This is a genomic window from Stenotrophomonas sp. PS02301, assembly GCF_029959485.1.
GTDB classification, from domain to species: Bacteria; Pseudomonadota; Gammaproteobacteria; order Xanthomonadales; family Xanthomonadaceae; genus Stenotrophomonas; species Stenotrophomonas maltophilia_Z.
Window position 1 is genome coordinate 1 of the sequence record NZ_JASCOO010000089.1, and the last position, 16,831, is coordinate 16,831.

General features: G+C 67.9%; 15 protein-coding genes. 7 read left to right on the plus strand and 8 right to left on the minus strand.

Annotated features, from left to right (window positions below):
• Positions 1-220: 220 nt before the first annotated feature.
• The gene (locus tag QMX81_RS16890; RefSeq protein ID WP_282263202.1) at positions 221-1,834 is read right to left on the minus strand and encodes an alpha-glucosidase; all 1,614 of its coding nucleotides are present in this window, start codon (positions 1,832-1,834) and stop codon (positions 221-223) included.
• Between the two features lie 304 nt (positions 1,835-2,138).
• Between QMX81_RS16890 and QMX81_RS16895 the strand changes: the two genes are divergently transcribed.
• Positions 2,139-3,137 (plus strand): polyprenyl synthetase family protein, encoded by a 999-nt coding sequence (locus QMX81_RS16895; RefSeq protein ID WP_121043242.1) that lies wholly within the window; start codon positions 2,139-2,141, stop codon positions 3,135-3,137.
• Between the two features lie 29 nt (positions 3,138-3,166).
• Here the strand turns inward: QMX81_RS16895 and QMX81_RS16900 are convergent, their stop codons facing one another.
• The gene (locus QMX81_RS16900; RefSeq protein ID WP_282263205.1) at positions 3,167-3,967 is read right to left on the minus strand and encodes a dienelactone hydrolase family protein; all 801 of its coding nucleotides are present in this window, start codon (positions 3,965-3,967) and stop codon (positions 3,167-3,169) included.
• 182 nt (positions 3,968-4,149) lie between these two features.
• Here QMX81_RS16900 and QMX81_RS16905 point away from each other — a divergent pair, with 182 nt between their 5' ends.
• Positions 4,150-4,746, plus strand: a complete 597-nt coding sequence (locus tag QMX81_RS16905) for an SMI1/KNR4 family protein (RefSeq protein WP_282263207.1) — start codon at positions 4,150-4,152, stop codon at positions 4,744-4,746.
• Positions 4,747-4,810: 64 nt separating this feature from the next.
• On the opposite strand, the gene murD is transcribed toward QMX81_RS16905, so the two are convergent.
• The 3 genes from murD to QMX81_RS16920 are packed head-to-tail and all read right to left on the minus strand — an operon-like array spanning position 4,811 to position 10,190.
• Positions 4,811-6,220, minus strand: a complete 1,410-nt coding sequence (gene murD, locus QMX81_RS16910) for a UDP-N-acetylmuramoyl-L-alanine--D-glutamate ligase (RefSeq protein ID WP_282263212.1) — start codon at positions 6,218-6,220, stop codon at positions 4,811-4,813.
• A complete protein-coding gene (gene murL, locus QMX81_RS16915; RefSeq protein WP_282263214.1) occupies positions 6,201-7,553 on the minus strand; it encodes a UDP-N-acetyl-alpha-D-muramoyl-L-alanyl-L-glutamate epimerase in 1,353 nt (450 codons plus the stop codon). Before murL ends, murD begins: the two co-directional genes overlap by 20 nt.
• A 33-nt stretch (positions 7,554-7,586) precedes the next feature.
• The gene (locus QMX81_RS16920) at positions 7,587-10,190 is read right to left on the minus strand and encodes a bifunctional aspartate kinase/diaminopimelate decarboxylase (RefSeq protein WP_282263216.1); all 2,604 of its coding nucleotides are present in this window, start codon (positions 10,188-10,190) and stop codon (positions 7,587-7,589) included.
• A gap of 150 nt (positions 10,191-10,340) precedes the next feature.
• Between QMX81_RS16920 and QMX81_RS16925 the strand changes: the two genes are divergently transcribed.
• The gene (locus QMX81_RS16925; RefSeq protein ID WP_282263218.1) at positions 10,341-11,216 is read left to right on the plus strand and encodes a PhzF family phenazine biosynthesis protein; all 876 of its coding nucleotides are present in this window, start codon (positions 10,341-10,343) and stop codon (positions 11,214-11,216) included.
• A gap of 16 nt (positions 11,217-11,232) precedes the next feature.
• On the opposite strand, the gene QMX81_RS16930 is transcribed toward QMX81_RS16925, so the two are convergent.
• Together QMX81_RS16930 and QMX81_RS16935 are read right to left on the minus strand one after the other, a co-directional pair.
• Positions 11,233-12,906, minus strand: a complete 1,674-nt coding sequence (locus tag QMX81_RS16930; protein ID WP_282263220.1) for an amidohydrolase — start codon at positions 12,904-12,906, stop codon at positions 11,233-11,235.
• A gap of 85 nt (positions 12,907-12,991) precedes the next feature.
• Complete coding sequence (locus QMX81_RS16935; RefSeq protein ID WP_123728599.1) at positions 12,992-13,426, minus strand: OsmC family protein; 435 nt, start codon at positions 13,424-13,426, stop codon at positions 12,992-12,994.
• A gap of 365 nt (positions 13,427-13,791) precedes the next feature.
• On the opposite strand from QMX81_RS16935, the gene QMX81_RS16940 reads away from it, so the two are divergent.
• From QMX81_RS16940 to QMX81_RS16955, 4 genes are all read left to right on the plus strand, one after another.
• Positions 13,792-14,190 (plus strand): HU family DNA-binding protein, encoded by a 399-nt coding sequence (locus QMX81_RS16940; protein ID WP_019185677.1) that lies wholly within the window; start codon positions 13,792-13,794, stop codon positions 14,188-14,190.
• A gap of 314 nt (positions 14,191-14,504) precedes the next feature.
• Positions 14,505-14,816, plus strand: coding sequence for a DUF3861 family protein (locus QMX81_RS16945; protein WP_226956677.1), 312 nt, complete (start codon positions 14,505-14,507; stop codon positions 14,814-14,816).
• Between the two features lie 52 nt (positions 14,817-14,868).
• The gene (locus QMX81_RS16950; RefSeq protein ID WP_282263227.1) at positions 14,869-15,405 is read left to right on the plus strand and encodes a hypothetical protein; all 537 of its coding nucleotides are present in this window, start codon (positions 14,869-14,871) and stop codon (positions 15,403-15,405) included.
• A 101-nt stretch (positions 15,406-15,506) separates the two neighbouring features.
• The gene (locus QMX81_RS16955) at positions 15,507-16,103 is read left to right on the plus strand and encodes a DUF1439 domain-containing protein (RefSeq protein WP_088432783.1); all 597 of its coding nucleotides are present in this window, start codon (positions 15,507-15,509) and stop codon (positions 16,101-16,103) included.
• A 40-nt stretch (positions 16,104-16,143) separates the two neighbouring features.
• On the opposite strand, the gene QMX81_RS16960 is transcribed toward QMX81_RS16955, so the two are convergent.
• Positions 16,144-16,686 (minus strand): type 1 glutamine amidotransferase domain-containing protein, encoded by a 543-nt coding sequence (locus QMX81_RS16960; RefSeq protein ID WP_121043220.1) that lies wholly within the window; start codon positions 16,684-16,686, stop codon positions 16,144-16,146.
• Positions 16,687-16,831 lie beyond the last annotated feature (145 nt).

A 16,831-nucleotide genomic window follows, 5' to 3' on the forward strand; every position in this document is an offset into this window, starting at 1 on the left:
GGGGTGGGCGGGACCGTATGCCGCCATGGATGGCGGCATACGAGCTTACATGGACGTACTTGCAGCGGGTCCCGCTGACCCACCCCTGCCCGCCCAAACCAGCACGTTTACAGCCCCGAGTGCTGTGGCTGTGGCTGTGGCTGTACCCCAACGCACGAACGCAAGACAAAAAAAGGGCGAGGCACCTGGCCCCGCCCTCTCAATACCACCGGAACACCGATCAGCCGCGTCGCGCGCAATACATCGACTGCGCCGGCAACACCAGCTCATTACCAACAACCTCGCCCACGTCCGGACCCGGCACATGTACCGCCTGCCACTCACCCACCGGCAACGCAGCCCGCACCGAATCCGCCGAAAGATTGAACGCCAACAGCAACGTCTCCTCCCCGTGCACACGCTCGAACATCAACACCGGCTCGGCGCACGCAAGAAAACGGATGTCGCCCACCAACAGCGTCGGCATCGTCCGCCGCCACGCCAGGAACTGACGGAACGCGCTCAACACCGAGTGCGGATCCTGTTCCTGCGTCGCCACCGACGCAGCCTGATGCTCCGCCGGAATCGGCAGCCACGGCTCACCCGTCGTGAAGCCCGCCTTCGGCGCATCCAGCCACGGCATCGGCGTACGGCAACCGTCGCGGCCCTTGAAGTTCGGCCAGAACGTAATGCCGTAAGGATCCTGCAGCGCCTCGAACGGCACGTCCGCCTCGCCCAGTCCCAGCTCCTCGCCCTGGTACAGGCAGATCGAACCGCGCAGCGAGCACAGCATCGCCACCAGCATGCGCGCAAGGCGCGGCTGTGCCGGATGACCGCCCCAGCGCGTCACCGCGCGCTCCACATCGTGGTTGGAGATCGCCCAGCACGGCCAGCCTTCGGTCATCGTCGCTTCCAGCCGCGACACGGTGTCGCGGATGTAACCGGCGCTGAAATCCTTCACCAGCAGTTCGAAGCTGTAGCCCATGTGCAGGCGGCCCGGCGCGGTGTATTCGGCCGTAGTCGCCAGCGAATCTTCCGCGGAAATTTCCCCCAGGCTGACCGATCCCGGGTACGCGTCCAACAGCACGCGCAGCTGCTCGATGAAGCCGATGTTCTCGGGCTGCGTGTTGTTGTAGTAGTGGTACTGGTAGGCGTACGGATTGTCCGCGCTGAAGCCACGGCCGAGGCGCTTTTCCAGCGGCTTGGCTGGATTGTCACGCAGCTGTGCATCGTGGAAGCAGAAGTTGATCGAATCCAGGCGGAAGCCATCCACGCCACGGTCGAGCCAGAACCGCACGTAATCCAACGTGGCCTGCTGCACCGCCGGGTTGTGGAAGTTCAGGTCGGGCTGGTCGGCCAGGAAGTTGTGCAGGAAATACTGCTCGCGCCGCGGCTCCCACTGCCAGGCCACGCCCCCGAAGATCGACATCCAGTTGTTGGGCGGGGTGCCGTCTTCGCGCGGGTCGGCCCACACGTACCAGTCCGCCTTGGGATTGGTGCGGTCCTGCCGGCTCTCCTGGAACCAGGCGTGGTCGATCGAGGTATGGCTGAACACCTGGTCGATCATCACCTTCAAACCCAGCTCATGCGCCTTGGCCAGCAGCTGGTCGAAATCGGCCAGCGTGCCGAACAACGGATCGACGTCGTGGTGGTCGGCGATGTCATAGCCGAAGTCGGCCATCGGCGATTTGAAGAACGGCGACACCCAGATCGCGTCGACGCCCAGCGCGGCGACATAGTCCAGGCGCTCGATGATGCCGGGCAGGTCGCCCACGCCATCGCCGTTGGCGTCCAGGAAACTGCGCGGGTAGATCTGATAGATGACGGCACCGCGCCACCATGGAGACTGCGACATTGGGGCCCCCCTTCGGGCTTCCACGGCACCCGCGAGGGGGCCAGAAACGAACCCGACAAGCTTAGCGGGGCGCCTCCAGCGGTGGGGTTGCCTGCATACGTATTCACGCCGGATCGCGGTGCGCGGGGCGTTCCGGGCGCCCGGTCAGGCGGCGCTTCGCCCAGCAGGGCCCCGGGCGCCGGCGGCCAAGGTCGGCACGATCCGGCGCCCTGCCCCGCGCCTTGACCGGACCACCGGCGCGTCTTCGCGGGCGGAATACGACCGCACCGCCTATAATTCCGCCCAAGCCTGAAAGTCAGACCGCATGACCATCACCGAAGACACCCGCCCCGCGCTGGGCCTGCCCCAGATCCAGACGCTCGCCGCGCCCGACATGGACGCCGTCGATGCGCTGATTCGTCGCCGACTGTCCTCGGATGTCGTGCTGATCAACCAGATCGCCGACCACATCATCTCGGCCGGCGGCAAGCGCCTGCGCCCGATGCTGGTGATGCTGGCCGGCCACGCGGTCGGCCAGGCCGGCCCGGAACACCATCAGCTGGCGGCAATCATCGAGTTCATCCACACCTCGACCCTGCTGCATGACGACGTGGTGGACGAATCCAGCCTGCGCCGCGGCCGCAGCACCGCCAATGCGCTGTGGGGCAATGCCCCAAGCGTCCTGGTCGGGGATTTCCTGTACTCGCGCAGCTTCCAGCTGATGGTCGAACTGGACCGCATGCCGGTCATGCGGATCCTCGCCGATACCACCAACCGGATCGCCGAGGGTGAGGTGCTGCAGCTGCTGCATGTCCACAACCCGGATACGGACGAAGCGGCCTATCTGCGCGTGATCGAGCGCAAGACCGCGGTGCTGTTCGCCGCCGGCACCCGCCTGGGCGCGCTGGCCAGCGGCGTGGACGAAGCCACCCAGCAGGCGCTGTACGACTACGGCATGGCGTTGGGCTACGCCTTCCAGATCGCCGACGACGTGCTGGACTACTCGGCCAATGCCGAGGAGCTGGGCAAGAACCTGGGCGACGACCTTGCCGAGGGCAAGGCCACCCTGCCGCTGATCCACGCGATGGCGCATTCCGATGCCACCACCCGCGAGCGCCTGCGCGAGATCGTGCAGAACGGTGACGCCGAGGCGATGCCCGAGGTGCTGGCGGCCATCCACGCTACCGGCGGGCTGGACTACAGCCGCGCCCGTGCCGAGGAATACGCCGATGCCGCCGAGCGTGCGCTCGACGGCCTGGCCGACAACGATGCCGTGGCCGCTCTTCGCGGGCTGGCCCGTTACGCGGTGCAGCGCTCGCATTGACCGGAGGCGTGCCGACCAACGGTCGGCACCTACCGGCGTGTCGTCTCGAACCGCTCCTCGAAGAACTCGTCCAGCGCCTTCCACGCGCGCTTGGCCGCGCGTTCGTTGTACTGGCACCCCGGCGGACTGTTCGCATCCGACTCGGCAAAGCAGTGCACCGCGCCGCTGTAGTTGGTGAACTCCCAGTCCACCTTCGCAGCATTCATTTCCTGCTCGAAGCTGGCGATGTCGTCCTTGCTCACGCTCTTGTCGTCGGCGCCATTGAGTACCAGCACGGAGGGATGGGTGCCACCGGCCTTGGCCGGCAGCGGCGAGCCCAGCCCGCCGTGCAGGCTGACCACACCGGCCAGCGGCGCACCGGCGCGTGCCATCTCCAGCACCGTGGTGCCGCCGAAGCAGAACCCGACCGCGCCGATCCGGCTCGCATCCAGCGGTGCTTTGCCGGCCTGCGCCTTCAGCACCTCGATCGCCTTGAGCGCACGCGCCCGCAGCACGGGGCGGTCATTGCGCAGCTTGGTCGCCACCGGACCCGCCTCGGCATCGGTCTTCGGGCGCACGCCCTTGCCGTACACATCGGCCACCAGCACCACGTAGTCATCGCCGGCCAGCTGCTTGGCCTTGGCGATGGCCGACTCGTTGACGCCCTTCCAGTTGGGCACCATCACCAGGCCCGGGCGTTTGTCGTTGTCACTGTCGTCATAGACCAGCACCCCGCTGAAGGTGGTGCCATCCTGGGTCCACTCCACCGGCTTGGCCTGCATCGCCGCCAGCGCGGGCAGCGCCGTCATGCCCAACAGTACCGCTGCACCCCACCGCCATTGCGTGTTCATGCGCCTGCTCCCGACAGAAAGAGCCCCGAGTGTATGACGGTCGGCTGACGGGACCGTGTAGACGCGCCGGCGCGACGTGCGACCCCGTGATCTGACAGGCCGGCCGCGCCCGACCTCATCTGAATTAACTACCTCCGTCCCTGTTATGGCAGGCTGGCCGGCCCCTGTGCATGGAACCCCTCATGAGCCTTGTCGACCGCTTCCTTTCCGGCCTGGTGCCGCGCCTGCCCGAAGATGATGCGCGGATGTGGGCCTGGGTCGAGGGCGCCAGCACGGCCGATCTGGCGCGCCTGCGCGAGCGCTGGCCGCAGGTGCCCGAGAGCCTGGTGGCGCTGCTGGGGCGGGTCGATGGCACGCATTTCCGCACCTACCCGGGTGGCGAGGCGGTGGTGCTGATGCTGGGCTCGGATGTCGAGGAGGGGCACTACCCCTACTTCCTGCGCTCGGTAGCGCAGGTATTCGAGGACAGCGCGCAGTGGGATGACAGCATCCGCTCGATCTACGAGGAGTGGCTGGAGGAAGACCCCGAGATTCTTGGCGAGGGCATTGACGCGGATCTGCCGATGGGCAAGCGCCTGTGCTTCTCGCACTGCATGAACAACGGTGGCACCTCGGTGCTGTATCTGGATTTCGATCCCGCACCGGGCGGCACGGCCGGCCAGGTGGTGCGCTACCTGCACGACCCGGACAGCTACCGGGTGATCGCGCCGAGCTTCGATGTCTATCTGCAGCAGCTCATCGACGGGAACTACGCGTTCATCGATGAAGAAGAAGCCTGATGCCTGCATCACCGGCGTAACCAGGGTGGATGACGTATCCCGCGTCGCCCCGGGGTAGAGCAGATCAGGCGATCCCGATGCCCGGAATCGCGGTGATCTGGTCCGGATCAAAGCCGGCCAGTTCGGCGAAATGGCGGCCACGGGCGACGTAGTCGCGGTACACGCCGTAGCTCGGCGCACCCGGCGACAACAGCACCACCCCGCCCTGCCCGCCAAGCGCGACCTGCGCCAGCCGCATGGCCTCGGGCAGATCGGCGGCGGCATGCAGACCGAAACGGCCTGCATCGGCCAACGGCTGCAGCAGCGCGTGGATGCGCGGGCCGTTGGCGCCCATCGTGACGATCTCCACCGGAGGCACGTCGTGCGCCATGTGCGCGACGAAGTCGTGCCAGTCCAGGCCACGATCATGCCCGCCCACCAGCAGCGCGATGCGGCGACCGGCGAAGCACTCCAGCGCCGCCAGACTTGCGTGCGGCGTGGTGCTGATCGAATCGTTGACGAAGGTGATCCCCTCACGCGTACCGATGGTCTGCAGGCGGTTGGGGAGCGGGCGGAAGTCCTGCACCGCCGGGGCCAGTGCCACCGCGTCCAGGCCCAGCGCCTCGATCGCCGCCAGCACCGCGCACAGGTTGCCGCGGTTGTGTCGGCCGGGCAGCGGCGTGTGTGAGGTGTCGAACACGGCCTGCTCGCCGCGATGCACGACATCGCCGCGCATGTGCCAGCCCAACGGCTGGTTGAACCAGATGACCTCGCTCTCCGGCAACGACAACCCCGCCAGGTGCGGGTCGGCCGCGTTGAGCACCGCGGTCCGCGGCGCGGCCCCGGTCACCAGCTGCAGCTTGTCGTCGATGTAGCGTGCTTCGCTGCCGTGCCAATCCAGGTGCTCGGGGAACAGGTTCAGCACGATGGCGACCTGCGGGTGCGTGCCACTGCGCGCGACCTCGCCGGTCTGGTAGCTGGACAGTTCCACTGCCCAGTACTGCGGCACCGGCTGCGGGGCCAGCACTTCCAGCAGCGGCAGGCCGATGTTGCCGATCAGCCCGGTGCGCGCACCCGAGGCGCGCAGCAGATGCGCCAGCAGCGCGGTGGTGGTGCTCTTGCCCTTGGTGCCGGTCACGCACACGGTGTCGTGCACGATGCCGTCGGCAGCGGCGTGCTCGGCGAACCAAAGCGAGGTGCCGCCAATGAACTGCGTGCCCTGCGTGGTGGCGTGCAACGCAGCTTCCCCATATGGGCTGATGCCCGGCGACTTGATCACCGCCTCGAAGGCGGCCAGCGCCACGCCGGTGACATCCGAACGAACCGTCAGCGCACCCTGGGTTTCCTCACGCGCACCGGCGGCCTCGGCCTCGGGGCAGAACAGGGTCAGCGGCAGCGACGGCAGCCGCTGCTGCAGGACGCGGAACGCCGCGCGCCCCTCACGTCCCCAGCCCCACAACGCAACGCGCTTGCCTTCAAGCTGCGAAATTCGCACGCAGACGCTCCCAGATCGCCGGAGGAATGCGGTGTTCGCCTTCCAGCGCCAGCAGCGGTTCGATCTGCAGTTCCGTGGCATCCAGCTGCGGGCGGATCTCGTGGACGAAGCGCTTCACCAGCGCGTCTTCATTCCATTCCGGGCGCGCGGCCAGGGTCGCCATCGCAGCGCGCGATTCGCGGCCTTCGCCCACGCACTCGAACGGCTTGTGGTCCTGGAACTCCAGCAGCGCATCGAAGCCCGGGGCCTGCTCGATATCGTCGAGCAGGTTGCGGCCGAAGATGCCGACCAGCCGCATCTTGGGCATGAACGGGGCCAGCGCCAGGAACACGAAGTGGCACTTCGGGCAGACGCCGCACCAGCGGTTCACCGGGCGCTCGCCCAGGATGTGGAAGTTGCGGTTGCAGCTGGAGAAATGCGCGTCGTAGACATCGCTCTTGGCAAACTGACGCGCCACCGCCAGCTCCGAGAGCGGGCGCAGCAGCGAGTAGTAATGCAGGTCCGCCGCGACGTGGCGTTCCAGGTGCTCACCGAAAGCCTGTTCGAACGCCCAGCCCTTGGACCACTGGTGGTTGACCTCGCCGGTGCCCGGAATCTGGCTGCCATAGCTGGCCGAGCGTTCGTTGGAGAACACCACCTGGTCCACGCCCTGCAGCAGCGCGGCCAGCACCAGGATCGCCGAGTTCACCGCGGTGACCGGGATATGGCCATTCCAGGCGCCTTGGCGGTTGAGCTCGAACAGCTCCGGGGCCAGCGTGCGGCCGATGTTGAGGATCGGCAGGCCGGTGCGCTCGGCGCAGGCACGGATCAGCTGCGAACCGCCAATCCAGGTGACCGTTTCGGCGATACCCAGGCTGCGCAGCGCTTCGATGCTGACCAGCGAATCCTTGCCGCCGCCGATGGCGACCAGCGCGTGTTCGCGCAGGCCCAGCGCCGGTGCGGCGAAGGCTTCGCCCTCGACCGGCAGGCGGAAGCGGCCACGCAGGTTCAGGCCATTGCGGTAGGCGAATTCGCCCAGGCCGTTGAGGTACACCGTCTCGACCAGTGCCGCGGTGGCCGCGTCAATGGTGTAGCTGTCGATGCGCACCTGCTCGGGCACGCCGGCTTTGTAGTAGCTCACCCCGGCCATCAGGTGCAGCAGGCGCAGGGCGCGCTGCACCGCCTCGGTGCGGTCATCCTCGAGCAGGAACGGCGCGCCCGGGATGGTCACCGTCTCGATCAGCTCCGGGCCGTCATCGAAGGCGTAGACCAGCTGCGCCACGCCGGTGTCCGCGACGAACTCGCAGCGGACGAAGCGGAAAACGGCAACCTGGTGTTTATCAAAAGCAGTCATGGTGTATCCGGTTTGAAAGGCGGCAGGCAGCGATCACGGGCCATCATCGATGACGTCCTCACGCGGCAGCTCGCGCTGGTTGTAAGTGTTGGCCATGACGTAGCCATACGCGCCGGCGTCGGCGATCAGCATCACATCGTCCGGCGCGGTCGAGGCCGGCAGGCGGCGGCGCTTGCCGAACACATCGCTGGATTCGCAGATCGGGCCGACCACATCGAACATCGCTTCGGAGTAGCCACTCAGGCGGCTGAGGTTCTCGATGTCATGCCAGGCGTCGTACAGCGCCGGGCGCATCAGCGTGTTCATGCCCGCATCCAGACCGACGCGGCGGATGCCGTCCTTTTCCACCACCTGGGTGGCCCGCGTCAGCAGCACGCCGGACTCGGCCACCAGGTAGCGGCCCGGTTCGATCGCCAGGCGGAACGCCGGGTGCACGGCCTTCACTTCGGCCAGGCCGATCGCCCAGGCCTCCAGATCGAACGGCTCGTCGTCGGCGCTGTACGGGATCGGCAGGCCACCGCCGATATCGATGGTCTCGATGCTGCCGATGCGGCGGGCAAACCCGGCCAGTTCATCGCACATCAGGCGCCAGTGCTGCGCGGTTTCCACGCCGCTGCCCAGGTGCGCATGCAGGCCGACCACGCGGGTGCCCAGCTCGCCGGCGATGCGGACGAACTCATCCACGCGGGCGATCGGCAGGCCGAACTTGGAGTCCTTGCCGCCGGTGCGGACCTTGGCATGGTGGCCTTCGCCACGGCCCAGATCCACGCGCAGCCAGAGCTCGCGGTTGCTGAACAGTTCCGGCCAGCGCTGCAGGGCTTCCACGTTGTCCAGCGTGACGGTGACACCCAGCGCGAACGCGGCATCGTACTCGGCATGCGGCGCGAAGCTGGGGGTGAACAGCACGCGCTTGGGCGACAGCGTCGGCAGGGTGTTGAACACATGCTTGAGCTCGCCGTGCGACACGCACTCCAGGCCGAAGCCTTCCTGCTCCAGCACTTCCAGGATAGCCGGGTGCGAGTTGGCCTTGATCGCGTAATAGCGCTGGTCGATCGCCTTGATCGCGTTCAGCGCGCGCGCACGCGCCCGCACCGTCGGCAGGTTGTAGACGTAGCGCGGCGTCCCGGCCTGGGCGAGCGTCAGCAGGTGCTCGCGCTGGCCCCGCCACCAGGCGGTTTCGCGCGGGCGGATGGTGCCGGCGATTTCGCGCCAGCGCGGGCCGAACACTTCGCCCTCTTCCACCGGCATCGCGCCGCTGTCGATCAGTTCGGCGTGCAGGATCGGCAGCAGGCCGTCCGCGTCCGCCTCGTCGATGACAAAGGTCAGGTTCAAGTCATTGGACGACTGCGAAATCATGTGCACGCGTTCGCGGCCGAAGGTGGCCCACACGTCCGAGAGCTTGTGCAGCATCGAGCGCATGCCGCGGCCGACCAGCGTGATCGCCGCGCACGGCACGATGATCTTGACCTTGCAGATCTGCGAGAGGTCGGCCGACAGCGCGGCCAGCACATCGGTGCTGACCAGGTTTTCGGACGGGTCCAGCGAGACGGTCACGTTGGTTTCGGCCGAACCGATCAGGTCCACGGAGAGGCCGTGCTTCTTGAACAGCCCGAACACGTCGGCCAGGAAGCCGACCTGCTGCCACATGCCGATGCCTTCCATCGAGACCAGCACGATGCCGTTGCGGCGGCTGATCGCCTTCACACCCGGCACCGCCGCGGCATTGCCATCGATGCTGGTGCCCGGCAGCTCGGGGCGCTCGGTATCCAGGATCGCCATCGGCACGCCGGCATCGCGGCACGGCTTGATCGAACGCGGGTGCAGCACCTTGGCGCCGGTCGTCGCGATTTCCTGCGCTTCGTAATAGTCCAGGCGGGTCAGCAGGCGCGCGTCGGGCACGTCCTTCGGGTTGGCGCTGAACATGCCCGGCACATCGGTCCAGATCTCCACGCGGCTGGCGCCGAGCAGCGCACCGAAGTACGCCGCCGAGGTATCCGAACCGCCGCGACCGAGGATGGCGGTGCCCCCATCGGCATGGCGGGAGATGAAGCCCTGGGTGATCAGCATGCGGGTCGGCTGGGCGCGGAAACGCGCGGCCCAATCGGCCTCGGCACGCCACTGGCAGTTCACCGACAGGCGCTGCGACCACTCGCTCTGGCTGGGTTGCGGCGGCAGTGCATCGAGCCACTCGCGTGCATCCATCCAGCCGAAATCCAGGCCACTGGCGCGCAGATAGGCCGCACCGACGGTCGAGGACAGCAGTTCGCCCTGGCCCAGCACCTCGGCCTGCCACTCCAGCGGCCGAGCGGCGGCACGCGGATCGTCCAGCAGCCCGGCCAGCGCGTCCAGACGCACGTCTAGGGCGGTGGCGTCCAGCGCCAGCTCGGTCAGGAATTCGCGGTGGCGAGCGACCAGCGCGGCGACACGGTCGCGGCTGTCGGCGGCGCCATCGGCGATCGCGGTGAGTTCGTTGGTCACCCCGGACAGCGCCGATACCACCACCAGCACGCGCGAGCCCGTTTCTTCCGCCCGTTTTTTCGCCAGTTTGCCGATGGTGTCCCAGCGGTGACGACGCGACACGGAGGTGCCGCCGAACTTCAGTACGATCCAGCGATCGACAAGGGGGGAAGCTGACATGGAGGTGGAGGTTTGGGTAGTGAGGGGGATCGCCCGGCACGCCGGGCCGAACCCCCGATTCTATGCCAAGCCTGCCCGTTGCAGGGGCCGGGCCCGCAATGCGGCCCCGGTTGGTAAGCTGCCCGCCCGTTTTTCGTTGAGCGCCCCGCCATGACCTCCCGTCGTTTCCTGCAGCTGGATGTGTTCTCGCCCTACCCCGGCGCCGGCAACCCGCTGGCCGTCGTGCTCGATGCACAGGGCCTGGACGAGACGGCGATGCAGGCCATCGCCCGCTGGACCCGCCTGCCGGAGACCACCTTCGTGTTCCCACCCGCCGCCCCGGGCGCGAGCTACGGCATCCGGATGTTCAGCCCGCAGAAGGAAGTTCCGTTCGCCGGCCACCCCAGCGTGGGCACCGCGCATGCCGTGCTCGAGCTGGGCGTGGCCGCACCGGTCGAGGGCGTGCTGGTCCAGGACGGCATCGCCGGTGCCCTGCCGCTGCGGGTGGATGGCAGCGGTGACGCCCGCACCATCGCGATCCGTACCCCGCGCGCCGCGGTGGCCGAAGTGACCACTGCCGCCGACCCGCGCCTGCAGGCCGCGCTGGCGGGCTGGCCGCTGGGCAATCTGCCGCCGGCGCGCATGGCCGGTGGCCGCAGCTGGTGGGTGGTGGAACTCGCTGACGAGGCCGCCCTGCGCGCCCTCACCCCGGATTGGGATGCCGTGGCCACCTTGGCCGAGGCCACCGACAGCATGGGGGTATTCGCCTATGCACGCAGCCATGGCCAGGCGTGGGATCTGGCGGTGCGTGCGTTCGTCGGCAATGGCCGTCGCTTTGAAGATGCGGCCTCCGGTGCGGCCAATGCGGTGCTGGCCGCGTGGCTGGACAGCCGCGATGCGCTGCCCGGCACCGCGCACGGCTACGTCGTCAGCCAGGGCCGTGAAGTGGGCCACGATGCGCGCCTGACCCTGCGCATCGATGACCATGGCGATGTCTGGTCCGGCGGCCAGGTGCAGACCGTCATCCGCGGCACGCTGGACTGGTGATCCCGGCGGCGGCGCGTCAACGCGCCGTGTCGTACACCGGTGCGCCATCGACCCAGGTCGAACGCACCTGCAGGTCGGCCAGGTCGGCCGGGGCGATGCTGAGCGGATCGCGATCAAGCACGACGAAATCCGCGTGCAGGCCGGGCTGCAACCGGCCGACCTGGGCCTCGTCATGGCCTGCCCACGCGGCATCGGCGGTGAACCCGCGCAGCGCTTCGGCCGCGGTCAGGCGCTGATCGGGCTGCCAGCCGCCCGGCGGTTGGCCCGCACGGTCCTGGCGGGTGACCGCGGCATACAGGCCCAGGCGCGGATCCACCTGTTCCACCGGGAAGTCCGAACCCAGCGCGAGCCGGGCACCGGAGCCCAGCATCCGCCGCCACGCATAGGCCCCGAGGATGCGCTCGGGACCGACCCGATCCTGCGCCCAGCCCATGTCCGAGGTGGCGTGGGTAGGTTGCATCGAGGCGATCACGCCGAGCTGGGCAAAGCGCGGAATGTCCTCCAGCGCCACCACCTGCGCATGCTCGATCCGCCAGCGATGATCGCTGCTGCGACGCTCGCCCAGCACCCTGGCGTAGGTGTCCAGCGCGATCCGGTTGCCTCGATCGCCGATCGCATGGGTGGCGACCTGGACATGACAGGTATCGGCTTTGCGCACCGCCGTTTCAAACTCGGCCGGCGAGGTTACCAGCAAGCCGCGGTTGTGCGGGTCGTCGCTGTAGTCGGCCAGCAGCGCGGCGCCGCGGCTGCCCAGCGCGCCATCCATGAACAGCTTGACCCCGCGCATTTCAAGGCGGCCACCGGGATGCTGGTACGCGCCCTGTGCACACAGATCAGCCAGCGCATCGCCATTGCCATCGGCATACGCATCGATACGCAGCGGCAGCGTGCCGGCATCGGCGAAGCGGCGCATCAGGGCCAGATCGGCGCGCGATACGCCCATGTCGTGCACACCGGTCAGGCCTTGGCTGACCGCTTTATCCAGTGCGCGGGTCAGCATCTGCTCGCGGGCTGCGTCGCTGGGCGTTGGGATCGCCGCCTGCACCAGGGTCATCGCTTCATCGACGAACACCCCGCTCGGCTGCCCCTTCGCATCGCGCACGATGCGACCACCGGCCGGCTGCCAGCTGCCCTTCAACGCGCGTTGGCCGGGCTGCCGTGCGACCGCGCGCAATGCCGCGCTGTTGCCCCAGCCCGCGTGACCATCGATGCGACCCAACCAGACCGGTCGGTCCGGGAACGCCGTGTCGAGATCGGCCACGGTCGGGAACTGCTTGTCCGGCCACCGGTTCTGGTCCCAGCCGCTGCCCAGCAGCCAGCCCTCGGGGTTGTCGGCCGCAAAGCGCTGCAGGCGCGCCACGATGTCCTGGGTACTGGTCGCACCGGTGAGATCGGCCTGCATCAGCGTGCCGCCCAGGAACATCAGGTGTGCATGCGCATCGATCAGCCCCGGGATCACGGTGGCCTCGCCGACGTCGGTCAGCGCTGCCAGTGGATACAGCGTCAACAGTGCCTGCCGATCACCAACGGCGAGCACGCGCCCGGTGTCGGTATCCCACGCCAGCGCAGTGGCGGCGGGCGCGTCGGGATCCCCGGTATGGATGGTCGCGGCGGTCAGCAGGCGCACATCGGCCTGCGCGGTGCCGGCCAGCAGGCAGGCCATCAGGGTGGCAAGAGCGGTCGGACGCATGCAGATACCCCACAACAGGAAAGCGGCGACTATGCGGCCGCCGCTTTCCCATCACAATCTGCTGTGCACCAATCGCTGGCGCGGATCAGCCGGCCAGCTCGGCCTCAAGGCTGATCGGTACCGCACTGAGCGCCTTGGAGACCGGGCAGTTCTGCTTGGCGTCATCGGCGATGGCACGGAACTGGGTGGCCTCGATGTTCGGCACCACGGCCTTCACCTTCAACGTGATCTGCGACAGCTGCGGGCCACCTTCCATCGAGAGGTCCACCTTGGCTTCGGTATCCAGCGAGGTGGGCACGAAACCGGCCTCGGTGAGCTTGGCCGACAGCGCCATCGTGAAGCAGCCGGCATGTGCAGCGGCGATCAGCTCTTCCGGGTTGGTGCCCTTCTCATCGCCGAAGCGGCTGCTGAAGGCATAGCGTGTTTTGTCCATCAAGCCGCTCTGGGGCGTGCTCAATTGTCCCTTGCCTGTCTTGAGGTCACCTTCCCAATGCGCGGTGGCGTGGCGTGAAATACCCATCGTGAGATCTCCTGCGGCGTGAATGACCAGACCAGCCTAGACCGTGCCGCGTTAGTGCCATGTCTGGCTGCCGTCAGCGGCATGGCAGGTGGCGCTCCCAGCTGAATCGGCCCTCAAGATCGATGCTGTTTTCAAGTGGTTTTCGTGCGACAGTCGGGGTGCGACGGTCCATGACCGATGGCACCCGCCGCGAGGGCGGACCCTGTTTTTTGGCTATGACCTGATGCACTGCGGTAACGAAGGGCGTGGAAATCACGAATTTTTATGCGTCTGCCTATTGGCGGCGCCCCATAGTTGCCCTACATTTCGCTTGCCGACGGGGTTCGGCGCGACCAAACAACCAACCGTTCACGGAACAGGAAACCATGGCAAAGACCGCTAAGAAGGCTGCCCCGAAGAAGGCAGTAAAGAAAGTCGCTACGAAGGCAGCCGCGAAGCCGGCCGCTCCCAAGCCGATCAAGGAAGTGCTGAGCAAGTCTGGTCTGGTTGCACACATCGTTGAAGCGTCCGGCGTTGTCGCCAAGGACGTGCGCGCCGTGCTCGCCTCGCTGGAAGGCGCCGTCGCCGCTTCGGTGCACAAGAAGGGCGCGGGCAGCTTCACCCTGCCGGGCCTGCTGAAGATCTCCACCGTCAGCGTGCCGGCCAAGCCGAAGCGCAAGGGCATCAACCCGTTCACCAAGGAAGAGCAGTGGTTTGCCGCCAAGCCGGCGTCGACCAAGCTGAAGGTGCGTCCGCTCAAGAAGCTCAAGGACGCCGCGCTCTAATCTGCGCGCTTCCTGCAGCACCTAAACGGGACGGCATAAGCCGTCCCGTTTTTTTTGGTCATCTCCAGGCGGCGGCCTGGGGACAGTTGCCGAGGGCGTGCCGGTCGCTGCGGGCTCGGCGTGCCTAGCGAAACACAGCGTTTCCAAAGACGTTCGCGCCGCCTGCTTCCTGCGCAGATGCCTGCCCTGCCGTGATCCTCGGCATAGCAGAACCGACCGGAACGCACAGGGTGGAACACTGCGTGCGACCGCGCCTGTCGTCGCGGTACGCCTCGCGCCCTATGGTGGCCTTGTCCCCCACCGCGCAGGCAGCCATGGCCAGCTCTTCTTCCCAGCGTTACCGCATCACCGTCACCCCGATCGAAAAGGACGGCCTTCAGTGCAGCGGGCGCTGCACCATCGAGCTGGAGCACCGTGCGCAGCAGGATTGGATGCGCCTGCTGGAAATCGCGCGGCGCAACACCGGGCTCAGCGGTGACGAACGTGCCGCGGCCATCGTGGCCACCCAGCTGCTGCGCGACCTCGCCCAGCGCCACGCCGAGGAACCCGGCCATCCGCTCACCGTGCTGCAACCGCAGCTGGACGAGGTGCTCGCCGCGTTGGAGTCGATCCAGGGCGCGCCCTGAGCCAAGCGCCGGGCGTGGCGCTACACTCGGCGCTCTCCGGGGAGAGTCCTGCATGCGCCGCGCCGTCCTGTTGCTTCCGCTGCTGTTCCTGCACGGCTGCTCCTGCCAGCAGCAGCCGCCCATGACCGAGTCACCTGCGGTGCCCGAAGGCGCAGCGGACGCCGATGACGTGCCGCCTCGGCACAGTGCACCGACGCCCCCACCCACCGCCGCGGCACCGACCGCGCTCAGCGCAGTGGCCGCGGACGCACTGGATGAGCCTTCGCTGGTGCATCGCTATCTGAGTGCATTGGCGCAGGGCGACGTCGCCACCGCCGATGCGCAGTGGACCGGCGGCGGCCCGGGCGGCCACCCGGACGATGCCGCCCTTCGCGCACTGCCCGACTTCCGCGGGCTGCGCATCAAGACCGGCGCGCCCATCGCACGCGACACCGCCCAGCCCTCCCGGCTGCGCGAAGTGCCGGTCCAGATCCGGGTCAGCACCGACACACGCACACTGCGTTTCGAGGGCTGGTATCGGCTGCAACCCCGCGCGGATGGGAGCGGGTGGGAAATCCACGGCGCCTCGATCCAGCCGGTGCTGAACTGACTGCATCGCAGGGCGCGCCATCGCATCCTGACCGCGCACGTCAAAGCTGGATTCAGCCGCGCGCGCTATTGTTGGCATCTCATTCCCCCCGGCCTGCCGCCATGAACGTTCGCCCGCTGTTGTCCCGCCTCGCCGCCTGCACCGTGCTGCTGGCCGCCGCCATCGGCGCGCAGGCCGCGCCCAGCGTATCCGGCCGCCAGCTGTCCGTCGGCGCTACCGATGTGCAGCAGTACCTCGACGGCAGCTTCCCGCGCACGCAGAACGCGCTGGGGGGCCTGATCGCAATGACGATGAGCCATCCGCAGCTGACCCTTCCGCAGGGCAGCCGGCTGGACCTGGGCTTCGATGTCGCCATGGCGACCGCCGGCGGCAACCCGGCGCCGCTGGGCAAAGTGAAGCTGAGCAGCGGCCTGCGCTACGACGCGCAGACACAGGGCTTCCACCTGCAGGAGCCTACGGTCGATGATTTCACCCCGGCCAACAACGGCGGCAAGCTGGATTCACGTACGCGCGGCCTGCTCAATGCCTGGCTCACCGATTACGCCCAGCGCGAACCGATCTACAAGATCGACCCGAGCGTGGCCGCGGTGCTCGGCACGCTGCAGGTGCAGTCGGCCCAAGTGGAGAACGGCAAGCTGGTGGTCACCTTCAACCAGGATCTCGGCGCGCTGGTGCCGGCCGGGTTGCTGAGCAAGTAACGCGATTGTGGGCACCGACCCTGGGTCGGTGCCCACACGATCAACCGGCCAATGCCTTGGCCACCGCATCGGCGAAGGCGGGAATATCCCCCGGCTTGCGGCTGGTGATCAGGCCACCATCCACCACCACTTCGGCATCGGTCCACTCGGCACCGGCATTGCCCAGATCGGTTTTCAGCGACGGCCACGAGGTGACCTTGCGGCCCTTGGCCAAGCCGGACTCGACCAGCAGCCACGGCCCGTGGCAGATCGCGGCGACCGGCTTGCCCGCCGCGCCGAAGGCCTTGATCAGCGCGACCGCGTCGGTGTCGATGCGCAGTTTGTCGGGATTGATCACGCCGCCGGGCAGTACCAGTGCGTCGTAATCGCCGGCCTTCGCGCCTTTCAGCGGTGCATCGACCGTGACGTCCTCGCCCCAGTCCTTGTCTTTCCAGCCGCGGATCGTGCGGGCGTCACCGGGGGCGATCACCTTGACCGAGGCGCCCCAGGATTCCAGCAGGCGCTTGGGTTCCTGCAGCTCGGACTGTTCGAAGCCATCGGTGGCGAGGATCGCGATGTGCTTGCCGTTGAGTGCGTGTGCCATGGAGCGGCTCCAGTAAGTAGGAGCGCTCAGTGTGGCCGCGGGCGCATTGGGCGGCGGTGACCACGATGTGCACATCGTGTCGGGACAGCCCCCCCCCCCCGGCCCGGGGCGGCCCGCGGGGGCAGCGCCTGGGCGGCCCCCTCGG